Raw genomic sequence first — 16,586 nt, 5'->3', positions numbered from 1 at the left:
CGGCCGCAAGGTCAGGCCCGCACGATGCAAGCTGACTAACCTCCCGTCCGTGGAGGTTTGAGCGCCTGCGATCGCAGCAGGCGCGCGCCGACAACTCCCCGCTGTCACCACCGCCGCCGACGGGCCATGGCCCGCGCGACCTGAGGCGCCTTGCGCCTCACCCATGTCGCGCGCTGCCATGTCCGCCGGCGCCGTGTCATGTCCTGTATTGCGGAGGGAGAACGGCGTGGCGTCCGTGCGTCGAAGTCTTGCCTCGTCCGAGGCCACAATCAACACGCTGCTTTCGGGCACCGCCTGGTCCGGCCCCCTGGGCTTCGGCTTTGCCAGCGGGTTCGGCGGCAACACCGTCACCGCCGTCAACGGTGAGATGCCATCGGCCGCGCTTGTCGGCGCCGTGACCGCGGCTTTTGCCCAGATTGGCGCGTTCACCAACCTCAACGCCCGGTGGACCACCGCAGCCGCGGCGGATGTGCGCGTTGTCACGGCCGAGGGGCTTGCCTTTGCCGGCGGTCAGACCCTCCCCCTTGGCGCCTACGGGTTCTATCCGGGGAGCGCTGCCGGCGGGGACATCGCCTTCGGCCGATCCATTACCGCCGACCTCGCGCCGGGCTCCTACGGCTTTCGCACCGTGCTCCACGAGATCGGCCACGCGCTCGGCCTCAAACACCCGCACGAGCCTGCGCCCTACGGCGCCCTCCCCGCCAGGTACGACAGCGTGGAGAACAGCGTGATGAGCGTCCGCTCCGTCCCCGGTGCCTCGCTCACGGCGGGCCTCGGCAACGAGCCCGGCGGTTTTGCGCGCACCTACATGCCCGCCGACATTGCCGCCCTGCAGCACCTTTACGGCGCCAATTTCCGCGACAACGGGAACACACACTACCGCTTCGACCCGTTCGAGCGGGTCACCCTGCGCACCATATGGGACGGTGGCGGCCACGACACTTACGACTTTTCCACCTTCGTCACGCCGCTGGACATCAGCCTTCTGCCGGGCGGGCACTCGCGCACCGGGCAGGAGCCGCAGCTCAACCGCGCTCAGGAACTTTCCGCCAGCGCATCGCCGATCCGGGCCGAGGGCGCCATTCACAACGCCGCGCTCTACCGGGGCCGGGCGGCATCGTGGATCGAGGATGCCATCGGCGGCCACGGCAGCGATACCATCACCGGCAACGGCGCCCACAACCGGCTGGAAGGACGCAGCGGCAGCGACCTGATCCACGGCGGCACCGGGCACGACCGCGTGTTCGGCGGGACCGGGGCCGATACGCTCACCGGGCAGGCCGGCAACGACCGCCTGCTCGGCGATAGCGGCGCCGACGTGCTGGCCGGCGGGACCGGCGACGATCTCCTCCTGGCGGCCGGCGAACCGGACCGGCTTTATGGCGGCAGCGGCAACGACACCCTCCAGGGTGGCGCGGCTGACGACCTTGTGGACGGCGGCGGCGGTCACGACCGTGTCCATGGCGGCCCCGGCAACGACCGCCTCTTCGGCGGGAGCGGCAATGACACCCTTGCCGGTGAAGCGGGCAGAGACAGCATCATCGCCAGCGGCGGCAATGACATCCTGTTCGGCGGAGATGGCGACGACGCGCTGTTCGCCTTCGACGGGGACGACACGCTGTCCGGCCAGAACGGCAACGACCATCTGGACGGCGGGCGCGGCAACGACCGCCTGAACGGCGGCGCCGGTGCGGACCGCATGGTCGGCGGCCATGGCAACGACGTCATTCTGGCCGAGGCCGGCAACGACTGGCTGATCGGCGGCACCGGCACCGACATTCTGGGCGGTGGCGACGGCACCGACGCCCTCTTCGGCCTTGGCGGCAACGACACGCTCTACGGCAACACCGGCCGCGACCATCTGGACGGCGGTGCGGACCGGGACCGCATCCACGCCGGCACGGGCGATGACTGGATGCTCGGCGGTTCCGGCAATGACACGCTGTATGGCGAGGCCGGAAACGACCGCCTGATCGGCGGCGACGGCGATGACTACCTCGTCGACGGGCGAGGCATCGACACACTCACAGGCGGTGCCGGCCGCGACACCTTCCATTTTTCCAGCGGCGGCACCGCGACCGATGTCTCGTCCGTCGACCGGGTGCGTCTGCCCTTCGGCGCCGTGCTGGAGGACGCGCGGACGGCAGGCGCAAACGTGGTGTTCGACCTGCCTGGCCCAGCCGATCTCATTCTCGAAAACGTATCGCTCGCCGACCTTCACGCCGGCATGTTCATCTAGGGCGTTTCTCGCTCTGGCCTGCGGCAGGCTGCACCTCACCGGCGAAGACCACCTCCCACACAGGGACGTTGCCGGTGAAGCCGCGGATGGTCTGGTCACCGCGGGAGACCATCGCATCGGGCATCACGTCCGCCACGGTCTGGTCGACGAGAATCTGCACGTCGAGTTCCTTGGCAAGCGCCTCCAGCCGCGCTGCCCGGTTCACGGTGTCTCCGTAAACGGTAAAAGCTTGGCGCTGGGTCGAGCCCACGCTTCCGGCCGCAATGGACCCGGCTGCGATGCCGATGCGCAGGAAAAAGCCGAAATCCTTTCCGCACTCGACCAGCGCCTGAGCGGTCAAAAGTGCCGCCTTCTCGGGCGCACCGGTGCGGATCGGCGTGTTGAAGGTGGCCAGCAGACCGTCCCCGGTGAACGAGATGATGACGCCGTCCCGCTCACTCACCTCGTCCGCGCACACGGCAAAGAAGCGGTTGAGATCGGCAATCACGTCCGCCGGACCGCGGCTTTCTGCGTAGGCGGTAAAGTCGCGGATATCCATGACCAGAACCGCGCCATCCCGCAGGTTGGGCTCCAGCGCGGACGGGTCGTCGATCAACCGGTCCGCGACGGAGGCGGGCACGAAGCGGCCGAGTTGCTGGAAGATCCGCGCCCTGGCCTCGCGCTCCTCCTCCCGCTGATCCTGGGCGTGGACCTGCGCCACGAAGATCCGCCGCGCCCGCACCACGGTGAGCGACAGCACCGCCGAGACGATGATCAGCGACAGGATCTCGATGAGCCTTGTGCCCCGCCCGATGAAATCGGGTGAAAACACCAGCGCTTCATACTCCGCGGCGGTGGGGTTGGCGGGAAGGTTCGCCCACGACAGCGGATTTTCGATCCCCCACGTCACCAGCATGAAGGCGCCCCACCAGCCGGCAGCCGCCACGGCCCCTGCAAACAGCACCAGCGAGGGGGACAGCGAAAGGGCGGCCAGCGCAATAAACGGCATCAGCACATGGGCCGTGACGCTGATATAGATGTAGCTCTGCGGCACGTCGCCATCGACACCCAGCGGCAGAACGACAACCAGCGCGCAGATCGCCAGAATGTCGAACGCGGACATCACATATTTCAGCCACACCGTATCCCAGCGGGTGCCGATCATGGCGAAATGGACGACACCCACCAGCGTCAGCGCGGCAATCAGCCCAACGCCTTTGATGGTGGGCGAGAAGTCTGACAGGAGCAGCGACGCGACATAGTAGGCGCCGGCAAGGGCGAAGGCGATGGTGCGGCAGATAATGGCAAGCTGGAGGCCGCGCTGCTCGGCCCGCGCGACGCGGAAGGCGGCATGTTCGTCAAGCGCGGCAGCAGTGCTGAAGCTGCCGAGCGAGCGGCCAAGAAGGCGCAGCGCATTTTTCGGACGCCACTGCATCAGCCACCGGCGCCGTCGCGCGACATTGACCGCGCGGTCGTCTCGGTCGCCCTGCCCCAACACGCTGCACCCCATCGCCCGAGGGCACACGCCCCGATAAAGGCTCATATGCGCTTCGCTGCGCCAATTACCATCGCCGTGAGGCTGGGTTGCGCGAAAGCCGGCGCGGATTGGATGATAGCCGGGCGGCCGCAAATGGCCGCCCGGCCGTCACAAGGTCAGCGCGTGAGGCGCTTGTACTTCACACGGCGCGGGACGATCGCATCCGGCCCGAGGCGGCGCTTCTTGTCCTCCTCGTAGGACTGGAAGTTGCCCTCGAACCACTCCACGTGGCTGTCGCCCTCGAACGAGAGGATGTGCGTCGCCAGCCGGTCGAGGAAGAAGCGATCGTGCGAGATGACCACGGCGCAGCCTGCGAAATCCTCCAGCGCATCTTCGAGCGCGGCGAGGGTTTCGGTGTCGAGGTCGTTGGTCGGCTCGTCGAGCAGGAGGACGTTTGCGCCGGACTTCAGCATCTTGGCCAGATGCACGCGGTTGCGCTGCCCGCCCGACAGGTTGCCGACCTTCTGCTGCTGGTCGCCGCCCTTGAAGTTGAACGCACCGACATAGGCGCGGCTGTTCACTTCGCGCTTGCCGAGGCTGATGACATCGTTGCCGCCGGAGATTTCCTCCCAGACGTTCTTCTTGCCATCCAGCGAGTCGCGCGACTGGTCGACGTAGCCGAGCACGACGGTGTCGCCGACCTTCACCGCGCCCTCGTCCGGCGCTTCCTTGCCCACCAGCATGTTGAACAGCGTCGACTTGCCGGCGCCGTTGGCGCCGATGATGCCGACAATGCCGCCCGGCGGGAGCTTGAACGTCAGGTCGTCGATCAGGAGCTTTTCGCCGAACGCCTTCTTCAGGTTGTCGACGTCGATCACCGTGTCGCCGAGGCGCGGGCCTGCGGGGATGACGATCTGTGCGTCGCCCGAGGCAACACGCGCCTCGTTGCGGGCCATCAGCTCTTCATAGGCCTGGATACGGGCCTTGGACTTGGTCTGCCGTGCGCGGGGGGACGACTGGATCCACTCGCGCTCGCGGGTCAGCGCGCGCTGCTCGGCGGAGGCTTCGCGGCCTTCCTGCTGCATGCGCTTGGCCTTGGCTTCGAGGTACGCGGAGTAGTTGCCCTCGTAGGGAATGCCGCGGCCGCGGTCGAGCTCCAGGATCCAGCCGGTCACGTTGTCGAGGAAGTAGCGATCGTGGGTCACGATCAGAATGGCGCCGGGGTATTCGCGCAGGTGGTTTTCCAGCCATGCGACGGTTTCGGCGTCGAGGTGGTTGGTGGGCTCGTCGAGGAGGATGAGGTCGGGCTGTTCCAGCAGCAGGCGGCAGAGCGCCACGCGGCGGCGCTCACCGCCGGAGAGAACCGTCACGTCCGCATCGTCGGGCGGGCAGCGGAGCGCATCCATCGCCTGGTCGATCTGGCTGTCGAGGTCCCAGAGATTCTCGGTGTCGATCTCGTCCTGGAGGCGGGCCATCTCGTCGGCCGTCTCGTCGGAATAATCCATCGCAAGCTCGTTGTAGCGGGCAAGCTTTGCGGTCTTGGCGGCGACGCCGTCCATGACGTTCTCGCGAACGGTCTTGGCCGGGTCGAGGTGGGGCTCCTGCGGCAGGTAGCCGACGGTCGCGCCATCGGCGAGCCATGCCTCGCCGTTCCACTCCTTGTCGATCCCCGCCATGATGCGCAGGAGCGTCGACTTACCGGAGCCGTTGGGGCCGAGCACGCCAATCTTGGCGTCCGGGTAGAATTGCAGGTGGACGTTGTCGAGCACCTTCTTGGTGCCGTAAATCTTCGACAGACCCTGCATGTGGTAAATGAACTGGCGTGCCATCCGCTCCGTACCGTGCCGTTAGGATGTGATGCGCCGCCGACCGGCGGGGCCGGTCGCTCTCCCGAGCAACGACCCTCGCAGCGCGGCGCTTTGTTTGTAGAACGGGCTGTCTCTAACCCCGCCAGCCGCCGGCGGCAAGGTGCCCAGCGACACTGCGTGCGTCAGGGCCAACGCGTTCAGGCGCCAATCGCGCGACACTTGAAAATTGCGCAGCGAACAGGCTGAAGCAGCCAACGGCGTTTATGCCGCGTCAAATCTTGTGGTTCGGGGATGGTCACCGGGTGCATGAACCCGCTAAAATGGTTTACAAAGCCGTAAAATAAGCGGCATCGCCCGACCCTTGGCGTGAAGATGTGGGAGCGACCAAGATGACGCAGAGTGAAATGAACGAGGCGGGCGCCACCCGCTACGGCACCGTTTCCGCCGCAATGGAAAAGCCGCCGGTTGTTCTCGTTCCCATTTTCGGTGCACAGGCGACGGTGTTCGGCTTCGACCCAGCGTGCGACCGGATCGACCTGCGCGAAACCATCTCCCTGCTCGACCTTGAATTCCACGATGCTCGCGGCGGCTGCACCATTGTGGTGAAGTTCGGCACCAGCGCGCGCCAGACGCTGACGCTTGCGGGCGTCGCGCGATCGCATGTCAGCGAAAAGAATTTTCTCAACATGGCCGCACCGTCGCGCACCTCGGTGGTGCGCCGACAGGTACCGCGGTGGTCCCCGGCCTTCCCGGGATCGGCCGGCATGGCATCGCCCAGCCTGGCCTGAAACAAGAAAAACCGCAGCCAACCCGTTGGCTGCGGTTTTTTCTTTTCAGGCCGGTGCACCACCGCGCACCAGCCTGCGATGCGGGTCTCAGCCGAAGCGGACTTCGGTGATCTCGTAGGCACGGGCCCCGCCGGGCGCGGTCACTTCCACACTGTCTCCAACGCCCTTGCCAATCAACGCACGCGCAATCGGCGAGGAAATCGAGATACGGCCCTGCTTAACGTCGGCCTCGACATCACCAACAATCTGGTATTTCCGCTCCTGCTCGGTGTCTTCGTCGACCAGGGTCACATGCGCACCAAACTTCACAGTATCGCCGGAAAGCTTTTTCAGGTCGATCACTTCGGCACGCGAAAGCATGTCTTCGACTTCCTGAATCCGGCCCTCGTTGTGGCTCTGCGCCTCTTTCGCCGCATGATACTCGGCATTCTCAGACAGATCACCATGCGCACGCGCTTCGGAGATGGCGGCGATAATCTTGGGCCGTTCTTCAGATGTGCGCAGCTTCAGTTCACGCTCCAGAGAAGCGTAACCGTCAGCCGTCATCGGGATCTTTTCCATCGCCAAAAAACTTTCTTCAGAGCCGCGTCGCCGCGAATCAGACCAATGTCCACCAGTTGATGCGCAAATTGCAAGCGCTCAAGTTGCCGGTGACGCGCTCAAGTAGGACTGCATGGGACGAACCTCAAGATCGGTCGTTCCCGTGAGGACGATGCCCTCCACCGCCGCAAGCGCGCCGGCAAGTGTGGTGTAATAGGGCACCTTGTGGAAGAGGGCCGCGCGCCGCATCTGGCTCGAATCCGCAATGGCCTGCGGTCCTTCAGCGGTGTTGAGCACGAGCTGCACGTCCCCGTTTTTCACCGCATCGACGATGTTGGGACGCCCCTCGGACATCTTGTTGACCTTCTCGCACGCAATGCCGTGAGCGGCAAAGTCACGCTGGGTGCCCGACGTGGCGATGAGCTTGAAGCCGTGGTCAACGAGCCTGGTTGCGGCTGCCCGGATCGCTTCCTTGTCCTCGTCGCGCACCGAAATGAACACCGTGCCGGTCTTCGGCAGACCATTGCCAGCGCCAAGCTGCGCCTTGGCAAAGGCAGAGGCGAAGGTGAAGTCGATCCCCATCACCTCGCCGGTGGATTTCATCTCCGGGCCCAGCACCGTGTCCACCTCGGGAAAGCGGGCAAAGGGGAACACCGCTTCCTTCACCGCCACATGGCGCAGCGTCTGCTGCGAGAGCCCGAAGGTCGACAGACGCTCGCCAGCCATCACGCGCGCTGCAATCTTGGCAACGGGCACGCCGATGGTCTTCGCCACGAATGGCACGGTGCGGGAGGCGCGCGGGTTCACCTCGAGAATGTAGATCGTCTCGTCCTTGACGGCGAACTGCACATTCATCAGTCCGACCACGCCCAGCGACAGCGCGAGAGCCGTGGTCTGCGCCCGCATCTGCTCGACGACGGAGTCGCTCAGCGTCCGCGGCGGCAGCGAACAGGCGGAGTCGCCCGAATGGATGCCGGCTTCCTCGATGTGCTCCATCACGCCGCAGACGAACACGTCCTCGCCGTCGGACAGGGCGTCGACGTCCACTTCCACGGCCTGGCTGAGATAGCGGTCGAACAGCAGCGGGTTCTTGCCGAGCAGCATGTTGATCTGCCCGGTCTTGTCGTTGGGGTATTTGGCGCGGATGTGGCCGGGCACCATCTGCTGCAGCGGGCCGAAGAGGTAGCGGTCGAGCTGGTCCTCGTCGCGCAGCACCTCCATCGCGCGGCCGCCCAGCACATAGGACGGGCGCACCACAACGGGCAGCCCCACGTCATGCACCACCAGCCGCGCCTGCTCCACCGAGTAGGCGATGCCGTTTTCCGGCTGCCGCAGGTTCAGCTTGTGGAGAAGCTTCTGGAAGCGGTCGCGGTCCTCGGCAAGGTCGATCGCGTCGACGCTGGTGCCGAGGATGGTGTGGCCGGCATCCACCAGACCCTGCGCAAGCCCGAGCGGTGTCTGCCCGCCAAACTGGACGATGACGCCCATCAGCCTGCCGGACGACCGTTCCACCGCCAGCACCTCAAGCACGTCCTCAAGGCTGAGCGGCTCGAAATAGAGGCGGTCGGACGTGTCGAAGTCGGTCGAGACGGTTTCCGGATTGCAATTGACCATGATGGTCTCGACGCCGGCTTCCGCCAGCGCATAGGCCGCATGACAGCAGCAATAGTCGAACTCGATGCCCTGGCCGATCCGGTTCGGCCCGCCGCCCAGAATGACCACCTTGTTGCGGTTCGACGGGGCAGCCTCGCTCTGCGGCGCCCCCTCGAACAGGCTTTCGTAGGTGGAATACATGTACGCCGTTGGCGCGGCGAACTCGGCCGCACACGTATCAATCCGCTTGTAGACGGGGTGAACGCTCAACCGGTCGCGCAGCGCCTGCACGGACTCCACGCTCACGTTGGCAAGCGCAGCCAGGCGCTGGTCGGAGAAGCCGGCGGCCTTGAGGGTGCGCAGGTTGGCCGACGTCTGCGGCAAGCCGTGCGCCCGCACCCTCGCTTCAAGGGTAAGGATGGCCTCGATCTCGACGAGGAACCACTTGTCGATGCCGGACGCTTCGTGGACCTGATCCGCCGTGAAGCCGCGCCGCATCGCTTCGGCAACCTTCAACAGCCGGTCGGGCCGCGGCACGCCGATGGCAGCGCGGATCGCCTGATTGTCCTCGCCCTTGCCGAGCCCCTCGATTTCCACCTCGTCGAACCCGGAGAGGCCGGTTTCGAGGCCGCGCAGCGCCTTCTGCATGGATTCGGCGAACGTGCGGCCGATGGCCATGACTTCGCCCACCGAGCGCATGGACGTGGTCAGCACGCTGGACGCGCCGGGGAATTTCTCGAACGTGAAGCGCGGGATCTTCACAACCACATAATCGATGGTCGGCTCGAACGAGGCCGGTGTGGCGCCGCGCGTAATGTCGTTGTCCAGCTCGTCCAGCGTGTAGCCGACGGCGAGCTTCGCCGCCACGCGGGCGATTGGGAAGCCCGTTGCCTTGGACGCCAGTGCCGAAGAGCGGGAAACGCGCGGGTTCATCTCGATGACCACCATGCGCCCGTCGTCGGGGTTGATGGCGAACTGGACGTTGGAGCCGCCGGTCTCCACGCCGATGCGCCGCAGCACCGCGATGGAGGCGGAGCGCATCCGCTGATATTCCTTGTCGGTCAGCGTCAGCGCCGGGGCGACGGTGATCGAATCCCCCGTGTGGACGCCCATCGGGTCGATATTCTCGATGGAGCAGATGATGATGGCGTTGTCCGCGCGGTCGCGGACCACTTCCATCTCGTACTCCTTCCAGCCCAGCACGGACTCCTCGATCAGGACTTCCGTGGTGGGCGAAGCGTCGAGCCCGCCTTCCACAATGTCGAGGAATTCGGCGCGGTTGTAGGCAATGCCGCCGCCCTGCCCGCCCAGCGTGAACGAGGGGCGGATGATGGCCGGCAAGCCGATGGTTTCCATCGCGCGCATGGCGTCGGGCAGGTTGTGGGCGATCCGCGAGCGCGGCGATTCAAGGCCGATCTCGTCCATCGCCTTCTTGAACTTCTCGCGATCCTCGGCGGTCTCGATCGCTTCGGCGTCGGCGCCGATCATTTCCACGCCATAGCGCTTGAGGACGCCGCTGGCCTGCAGGTTCAGCGCGCAGTTGAGCGCGGTTTGCCCGCCCATCGTCGGCAGGAGCGCGTCGGGACGCTCCTTGGCGATGATCTTCTCGACAATGTCGGGGACGATCGGCTCGATATACGTGGCGTCGGCCAGCTCCGGATCAGTCATGATCGTCGCCGGGTTCGAGTTCACCAGGATGACCCGGTAACCCTCTTCCTTGAGCGCCTTGACCGCCTGCGTGCCCGAATAGTCGAACTCGCAGGCCTGGCCGATCACGATCGGACCTGCCCCGATGATGAGGATCGATTGGATGTCGGTGCGTTTGGGCATTCTTACCGCTGACAAGGAAGGAGGACGCGCCCGCTATAGAGGGTGCACCGGCAGTGCGGCAACCCGCTCAGTCGTCATCGTCCTCATCGGCAGGGGTGGTATCGAGGTCTTCTTCGGTGTGCATCGCCCACTGGACGGTCCGGCCGTCGAACTCTTCGACACCGCAGGCGATCGCGTAGCAGGCCAGGCGCACCGTGCGCGGTATCTCCACATCCTTCCCGTCACGGTTGCCGCGTTCATAATACTGGATCATGCGGCGCTTCAGTCCGAGCCGGTCAGCAAGCTCGCGCTGCTTCCAGCCATTCGCCTTGCGCCAGGCTCGGAATTGCTCGGGTGTCATATTCAACCTTTTTTAGCGCAAATAGTGCGCCGCCCCCTTCCAATTGCGCACGATGTGCGTATATTGAATTGGCAAGGCGCACTGAATGCGGGAGACGTAGACGGGAATTCAAGCGAACGCCAGTCGTTTTCATCGCTGCAACACACTCAAGGGGAAGGAATAACAATGATGCTCAATCATCTCGTACTCGGGCAGTCTCTTTTGAAGGCTCCCCTCAACAAGCCGTCGCAGCGTACCGGCCCCCAGGCCCGCTCGCATCACGCGATGGTGTCGTGGCTGAAACATGAGCTGGCCTCACTTTTCACGCCCTTCAAACGGAACCAAGTGTCCTGATAGCGCACTGTCTTGCCCGAGGGCTGATTCACAGCCGCGGAGGTGACGGATGCGCTGGGAAGGCCGCGAGCGAAGCAAGAACGTAGACGACAGGCGCGGCCGGGGCGGTGGAAACATCTTCGGCCGTTCCTCTCGTGGTGGACCGTCGATCCGCATTCCCCGAGGGGGCGGCGGCGGTGTTCGTCGCGCAGGCGGTGGCTCGATCATTCTGGTGATCGTCGTTGCCATCGGCCTCTGGATCTTTGCAGGCATCAACCCGCTCCAGCTTCTGGACATGCTTTCACGAAGCCAGGGCGGTGGCGGCCCGGTCGCCAGCGCGCCGTCGCAGGCGCGCACGCCTGAGCAGACCGCCATGGACGATGAGCGCGCGGCCTTCATGGCCGTGGTCCTGAAAGAGACGGAAAACACCTGGAGCCGCATCTTCCAGGAGAGCGGGTCACGCTACGACCCGCCGCAGCTCGTGCTCTACTCCGGCTTCGTGCAGACCTCCTGCGGCTTCGGCAGCGCGGCCGTCGGCCCTTATTATTGCCCGGCGGATCAGAAGGTCTATGTCGACCTTTCCTTCTTCGACATGCTGTCGCGCAAGCTCGGCGCGCCGGGCGACTTTGCGCAGGCCTACGTGCTGGCGCATGAGGTCGGCCACCATGTCCAGAACCAGACCGGCGTGCTTGGCCGCTTCAACGAAGCGCGTCAGCGTATGGGCGAACGCGCATCGAATGCCGAAAGCATCAAGGTCGAGCTTCAGGCTGACTGCTATGCTGGCGTCTGGGCCCATGCGGCCGACAGGACCGGCATTGTGGAAGATGGCGACATCGACGAAGCGCTGGGCGCGGCGGCTGCCGTGGGCGACGACATGATGCAGCGGCGCAGCCAGGGCTATGTGGTGCCGGAGAGCTTCAACCACGGCACGGCCGCCCAGCGGTCCAAATGGTTCCGCACCGGCTATCAAAGCGGCAACCCTGCCGATTGCGACACGTTCGCAGCACTTTGACCAGATGCGCCGCCCGGAACGGGGCGGCGCATCGGTTCAGCCGATAGGCCGAACCATCATCCGCACCGTCTTCCCCTCGCTGGGGTTCAGCCGTTCGTGGATCGGCTCGAAGCCGAGACTGGCATGGAACGCCATCGACTGCGGGTTGGGCGGGTCCGAGTTCACCTCGCTGCAAACCCGCGGCTGGCCGAGCGCGGCGGCGCGGGCAAACGTGTCCTCATAGAGCGCGCGTCCGATGCCGCGGCCTTTTGCGGTCGGCGCCACCACAATCCGGTCCACGTACATGAAGCGGTCGAACTGGCCGCTGAACCACTGGTAGTTGCCGCTCTCGTAGGGCGCGCCACTCTGAAGCGTCAGGCACAGGCCTTCGACGCCCTCGCCGCGCACGACACGCAGCTGGCCCATGGCACACAGCGACCGCAGGGCGTCGGCGTCCAGCGCGTTCACCGCCGGCACGGCGGCGTTGTTGAGCGCCAGTACCTCTTCGATGTCATCGGGCAGGACAGCGTCTTCGACAATCATGCGTTCGCCGCCGCGTGCTCACGCACCATGTCGAGAAAACGGTCGAACAGATCGTAGCTGTCCTGCGGTCCGGGTGATGCTTCCGGGTGATACTGGACCGAAAACGCCGGCCGGTCGGTGAGCGCCAACCCGCAATTGGTGCCGTCGAACAGGGACCGGTGAGTCTCTTTCGCATTCTCCGGCAGCGTGCCTGCGTCCACGGTGAAGCCATGGTTCATCGAGACGATGGACACCCGGCCCTTCTCGATGTCGAGCACGGGATGGTTGGCGCCGTGGTGGCCCTGTTTCATCTTCTTGGTGCTGGCGCCGATGGCATTGCCGATGAGCTGGTGACCAAGACAGATGCCGAACGTGGGAATGCCCTTGCCCAGCAGGCCGCGCAGGGTTTCGCCCACGACCTCTCCGGTCGCCCCCGGATCGCCGGGGCCGTTGGACAGGAAGATGCCCTCGGGCCTTGCCGCCATCACCTCCTCCAGCGTGGAGGACGCCGGCATCACGGTGACGTTGGCGCCGCGCTCGGAGAGAAGATTGAGGATGTTGCCCTTGATGCCGTAGTCGAGCGCAACGATGCGCGGGCCGGTGCCGGACGCATCGCCATAGGTGCCGGCATCCCAGCCCCAGGCTCCTCTGGTCCAGCCCCGTGCTTCTCGCCCGCTCACCGTGGTCGCAAGTTCGGCGCCGGCCATGTCGGGTGCCGTCCGCGCCATTTCGCGCAGCGCCTCGATGTCGAAGTCACCGTTCGGATTGTGGGCCAGCGCGCAATTGACCATCCCGCCATCGCGGATGCGTGCGGTTATGGCGCGGGTGTCGACGCCGGTGATGGCGACGATGCCGCGGGCTGCAAGCCATGCGCCGAAAGTTTCGCGCGAACGCCAGTTCTGCGGCGCGGTGATCGGCGCCCGCAGCACGCAGCCCCGTGCGGCAAGCGACGCCTCCACGGCAACGGTCTCCACATCATCCTCATTCGCACCGACATTGCCGATATGCGGAAAGGTAAAGGTGACGATCTGACCGGCGTAGGACGGGTCGGTCAGGATCTCCTGATACCCGGTTACCGACGTGTTGAAGCACAGCTCGCCGACTGCCGTTCCCTGCGCCCCGGCGCCCTCTCCCATCAAAACCAGACCATCGGCAAGAACCAGACAGGCGGTGGCTTTGGGCTCTACCCAAGGACTGACGGCGAACATCTCAACTCCCATGCGTGCGGCGAATTTCCTCTCTAGTCCATCACAGCCACTTTTGAACAGATCCGATTTACCAGCTTGTCAACGAACCGGCCGCCGCGGAGACGCAACCCTTGCGTTCGAAGCGCATTGACCTCATATGTCGGCACCACTGAGCCGAACGGTCGATAAAGATGGCCGTTTCCCGTTGACGCGGAGCCACATGACATGGCTGCATGATCAACACATTTGGTGTGGCACTCAATTAATGTTAACCGCCCCGCCGTCCGAGACCCTGTCCAACAGGTGTGACCATGAATGTGCGTGAAGAACTGCAAGGCGCGATCCGAGTGGCTGGCGACAGCGACGACCGAAAACGCTTGTCCACACTGCGCCTGATCCAGACGGCCATTCGCGACCGGGATGCGGCGCACTGCGCCGGCAACGGCGAGAAGATTTCCGGCGGTGAGATTGCCGCCCTGCTAAAAACCATGATCAAGCAGCGCGAGGAGCAGGCCGAGGCCGAGCGGCTCGCCGGCAACGCCGAAACCGCCGGGCAGACCGTTCGCGAAATCGAGACCATTCGCGAATTCATGCCGCCGCTGATGGATGAAGGCGCCATGGAAAGGGCCTGTACGCAGGTAATGTCCGAAATTGGCGCTGCCGGCCTTCGGGACGTCGGCCGCACCATCACCGCACTGAAGAAGCGATACCCCGGCCAGCTCGACCTTGGACGCGCCAGCTGCCTCGTTCGCGGGATGCTCCGCTAGCCCACCGGACCGAACCCGCCAAATTCCTGCCGCGAAGGCCTTTGCCCGCGACGTGATTTGATAGCGGGGAAAATTTTGTTAAATCTTAACCACGCCCTCGCGTCATGGTCCCGCAGAGCACATCATGCCGCGGACTTCGAACGAGGCTCAGCCCTTGCGCTTTACACAAGACTTTCTGGCCAGCCTTCGAGAGCGCGTGCCGCTGTCGGAGATCATCGGCCGCGTGGTCACGTGGGACCGGCGCAAGTCCCAGCCGGGCAAGGGCGACCTGTGGGCCTGCTGCCCGTTTCATGAAGAGCGCACGCCGTCCTTTCACGTGGATGACCGCAAGGGCTTTTATCACTGCTTCGGCTGCCAGCAGTCCGGCGACCATCTCCGCTTCCTGACCGACCACCAGGGCCTCGATTTTCCCGAGGCAGTGAAGGCGCTGGCCGAGGCTGCCGGCGTGGCGCTGCCGGACACGCCGCAGGTGGACGACAAACGCGAGCGCCAGCGCAGGGCAGGCCGCGATGCGCTGGACGCCGCCGCCGCGCTCTATACCAAGACATTGTGGGGCCCCGGCGGCCGTGCGGCGCGCGACTATGCCGCCGACCGGGGGCTGACAGAGGCGACGTTGCGCGCCTTCGGCTTCGGCCTCTCCCCCAGCCCGCAGGGTTTTCTCACGCGCAACCTCTCAGCCGAGGGCCTGTCCGAGGCTGACCTGGAGCGCGCGGGCCTCTTGGCGAAGACGGACGGGGGCGGGATGCGCGAGCGTTTCCGCGGCCGGCTGATGGTGCCGATCCACGACGGGCGCGGCCGCATGGCCGGGTTCGGCGGCCGCACACTGGAAAACCGCGAGCCCAAATACCTCAACTCGCCCGAGACGCCGCTGTTCGACAAATCGGCGCTATTGTACAACGCCCACCGCGCCCGCGGCCCCGCCCACCGCGCCAACCGCCTTTTTGTGGTGGAGGGCTACCTCGATGCCATCGCGCTGGCCCAGGCTGGGCTGGAGATGGTTGTGGCCAGCCTCGGCACATCGCTGACCGAACAGCAGATCAAGCTCGCGTGGCAGCTCGCCGATGAGCCTGTGCTTTGCTACGATGGAGACAGCGCCGGCAGGCAGGCTGCGGACCGTGCCCTGTCGCGGATCGTGCCGCTTCTGACGGCCGGCAAGTCGTTCTCGATCCTGACACTGCCCGAGGGTCAGGACCCGGACGATCTCATCCGCGCTGGCGGCGTCGAGGCCTTTGAGCAGCGGGCGGCGAGCGCCGTGCCGCTGGTCGATGCCCTGTTTGCGCGCGAGGCCGCCATTGGCGCCAACACGCCCGAGCGGATGGCTGCGCTCGAAACCCGTCTGCGTGCGCTGGCCGGCGAGATTGCCGACGACCGCCTCACTGCCCTTTACCGCAACGCATTCGACGAGCGCCTCTACCAGCTCCGCCGGACGGCCCTGCGCGGCCCCCGCGACAACCCGGCCGGCCAGGGCGGACAGGGCAGTGCCGGCAAGAACGGCCGGTTCAGCCCCAAAGGTGGCCGCCGCGGTGCGCCGCAGAACGACATGCCGGCGGCATCCACCGCGCCGCTCTCCGCCCCGGCCGATGTCAGCAACGCGCTGATGGAGCTGGAGCGCATCGTTCTGGGGCTTTTCATCCTGCGGCCGACCCTTCTCGACATGCATGGCGAGCGTCTTTACGGGGCCCGTTTCCTCTCCAGCGTGCACCAGACGTTCGCCGCAATGTTGCTCGAGGCCTACGGCGCCACACTTTGTGACGAAAGTGCGACACTCATTTCGGCGCTGCCGGAGCGGGCGCGGATGTGTCTCAACGAGGTCTGGGGCGACGCGGGAGACGGCCGCGGCAAGCGTCTGATAAACAGGTTTTCAATCCTGTCCAGCAATCCGAGCGACCGCTTCATCGGCCAGTGCATTGATGTCTTCTTGCTGAAATTGCAGATGCGCGGGCACGAAGCGGAACTGGCGGCGGCGTCCGACGCCGTGGACGACGGAAACGAAGCCGCCGAGTCGAGGCTAATATCCCTATCAATGGCCATCGGGGAGCAGCGGCGTATTCTGGAAGATGCCGAGCGCGCCCTCACTGACGAGGCCGCACAGCTGCGCAGGCGCGCCGCTTCCGGCGAGGACATGACACGGCCGCATGACAGCCTCCTGTAAACACAAGCCTTGCACGCGGCCAATCCTGCGTTATCTATCGGTTTTCCCAAAGCGCTGTCTT

The 16,586-nt window shown here is 65.4% G+C and carries 12 protein-coding genes; 5 read left to right on the top strand and 7 right to left on the bottom strand.

From position 1 onward, the window contains the following. Positions 1-226: 226 nt before the first annotated feature. Positions 227-2,239, top strand: a complete 2,013-nt coding sequence (locus RDV64_RS11830; RefSeq protein WP_309195123.1) for a M10 family metallopeptidase — start codon at positions 227-229, stop codon at positions 2,237-2,239. Here RDV64_RS11830 and RDV64_RS11825 read toward each other — a convergent pair. Then, on the bottom strand, positions 2,232-3,761 hold the full coding sequence (locus RDV64_RS11825) for an adenylate/guanylate cyclase domain-containing protein (RefSeq protein WP_309195122.1): 1,530 nt from the start codon (positions 3,759-3,761) through the stop codon (positions 2,232-2,234). The genes RDV64_RS11830 and RDV64_RS11825 overlap by 8 nt on opposite strands. A gap of 110 nt (positions 3,762-3,871) precedes the next feature. Then, positions 3,872-5,524, bottom strand: a complete 1,653-nt coding sequence (ettA, locus tag RDV64_RS11820) for an energy-dependent translational throttle protein EttA (RefSeq protein ID WP_309195121.1) — start codon at positions 5,522-5,524, stop codon at positions 3,872-3,874. A 368-nt stretch (positions 5,525-5,892) separates the two neighbouring features. Here ettA and RDV64_RS11815 point away from each other — a divergent pair, with 368 nt between their 5' ends. Next, entirely contained in the window at positions 5,893-6,291 is a 399-nt protein-coding gene (locus RDV64_RS11815; RefSeq protein ID WP_309195120.1) for a hypothetical protein, read from the top strand. An 87-nt stretch (positions 6,292-6,378) separates the two neighbouring features. Here the strand turns inward: RDV64_RS11815 and greA are convergent, their stop codons facing one another. The 3 genes from greA to RDV64_RS11800 form a co-directional block, all read right to left on the bottom strand. Then, entirely contained in the window at positions 6,379-6,852 is a 474-nt protein-coding gene (gene greA / locus RDV64_RS11810; protein WP_309199490.1) for a transcription elongation factor GreA, read from the bottom strand. A 78-nt stretch (positions 6,853-6,930) separates the two neighbouring features. Further along, on the bottom strand, positions 6,931-10,254 hold the full coding sequence (gene carB, locus RDV64_RS11805) for a carbamoyl-phosphate synthase large subunit (protein WP_309195119.1): 3,324 nt from the start codon (positions 10,252-10,254) through the stop codon (positions 6,931-6,933). 67 nt (positions 10,255-10,321) lie between these two features. Beyond that, positions 10,322-10,594: a helix-turn-helix transcriptional regulator gene (locus RDV64_RS11800; protein WP_309195118.1), complete on the bottom strand. Its 273-nt coding sequence runs from the start codon at positions 10,592-10,594 to the stop codon at positions 10,322-10,324. Positions 10,595-10,976: 382 nt separating this feature from the next. On the opposite strand from RDV64_RS11800, the gene RDV64_RS11795 reads away from it, so the two are divergent. Next, a complete protein-coding gene (locus RDV64_RS11795) occupies positions 10,977-11,918 on the top strand; it encodes a neutral zinc metallopeptidase (RefSeq protein ID WP_309195117.1) in 942 nt (313 codons plus the stop codon). Between the two features lie 36 nt (positions 11,919-11,954). On the opposite strand, the gene RDV64_RS11790 is transcribed toward RDV64_RS11795, so the two are convergent. Then, entirely contained in the window at positions 11,955-12,440 is a 486-nt protein-coding gene (locus RDV64_RS11790) for a GNAT family N-acetyltransferase (RefSeq protein ID WP_309195116.1), read from the bottom strand. Beyond that, positions 12,437-13,627 carry a glutamine-hydrolyzing carbamoyl-phosphate synthase small subunit gene (gene carA / locus RDV64_RS11785; RefSeq protein ID WP_309195115.1) on the bottom strand — a complete coding sequence of 397 codons (1,191 nt, stop codon included), beginning with the start codon at positions 13,625-13,627 and terminating at the stop codon, positions 12,437-12,439. The genes RDV64_RS11790 and carA overlap by 4 nt, the downstream gene beginning before the upstream one ends. Before the next feature lie 290 nt (positions 13,628-13,917). Here carA and RDV64_RS11780 point away from each other — a divergent pair, with 290 nt between their 5' ends. Next, the gene (locus RDV64_RS11780; protein WP_309195114.1) at positions 13,918-14,373 is read left to right on the top strand and encodes a GatB/YqeY domain-containing protein; all 456 of its coding nucleotides are present in this window, start codon (positions 13,918-13,920) and stop codon (positions 14,371-14,373) included. 124 nt (positions 14,374-14,497) lie between these two features. Beyond that, positions 14,498-16,525: a DNA primase gene (dnaG, locus tag RDV64_RS11775; RefSeq protein WP_309195113.1), complete on the top strand. Its 2,028-nt coding sequence runs from the start codon at positions 14,498-14,500 to the stop codon at positions 16,523-16,525. Positions 16,526-16,586: the final 61 nt, after the last annotated feature.

The organism is Acuticoccus sp. MNP-M23, assembly GCF_031195445.1.
Taxonomy (GTDB): domain Bacteria; phylum Pseudomonadota; class Alphaproteobacteria; order Rhizobiales; family Amorphaceae; genus Acuticoccus.
The sequence above is the reverse complement of the archived record's forward strand: the minus strand, read 5'-3'. Positions and strand labels throughout refer to the sequence as shown.

Bases quoted from the DNA above. Each gene is read 5' to 3' on its own strand.
- RDV64_RS11815 (WP_309195120.1), top strand. From the start codon at position 5,893: ATGACGCAGAGTGAAATGAACGAGGCGGGCGCCACCCGCTACGGCACC.
- ettA (WP_309195121.1), bottom strand. From the start codon at position 5,524: ATGGCACGCCAGTTCATTTACCACATGCAGGGTCTGTCGAAGATTTAC.
- RDV64_RS11780 (WP_309195114.1), top strand. From the start codon at position 13,918: ATGAATGTGCGTGAAGAACTGCAAGGCGCGATCCGAGTGGCTGGCGAC.
- RDV64_RS11790 (WP_309195116.1), bottom strand. From the start codon at position 12,440: ATGATTGTCGAAGACGCTGTCCTGCCCGATGACATCGAAGAGGTACTG.
- dnaG (WP_309195113.1), top strand. From the start codon at position 14,498: ATGCCGCGGACTTCGAACGAGGCTCAGCCCTTGCGCTTTACACAAGAC.
- carA (WP_309195115.1), bottom strand. From the start codon at position 13,627: ATGTTCGCCGTCAGTCCTTGGGTAGAGCCCAAAGCCACCGCCTGTCTG.
- greA (WP_309199490.1), bottom strand. From the start codon at position 6,852: ATGGAAAAGATCCCGATGACGGCTGACGGTTACGCTTCTCTGGAGCGT.
- carB (WP_309195119.1), bottom strand. From the start codon at position 10,254: ATGCCCAAACGCACCGACATCCAATCGATCCTCATCATCGGGGCAGGT.
- RDV64_RS11800 (WP_309195118.1), bottom strand. From the start codon at position 10,594: ATGACACCCGAGCAATTCCGAGCCTGGCGCAAGGCGAATGGCTGGAAG.
- RDV64_RS11825 (WP_309195122.1), bottom strand. From the start codon at position 3,761: ATGAGCCTTTATCGGGGCGTGTGCCCTCGGGCGATGGGGTGCAGCGTG.
- RDV64_RS11795 (WP_309195117.1), top strand. From the start codon at position 10,977: ATGCGCTGGGAAGGCCGCGAGCGAAGCAAGAACGTAGACGACAGGCGC.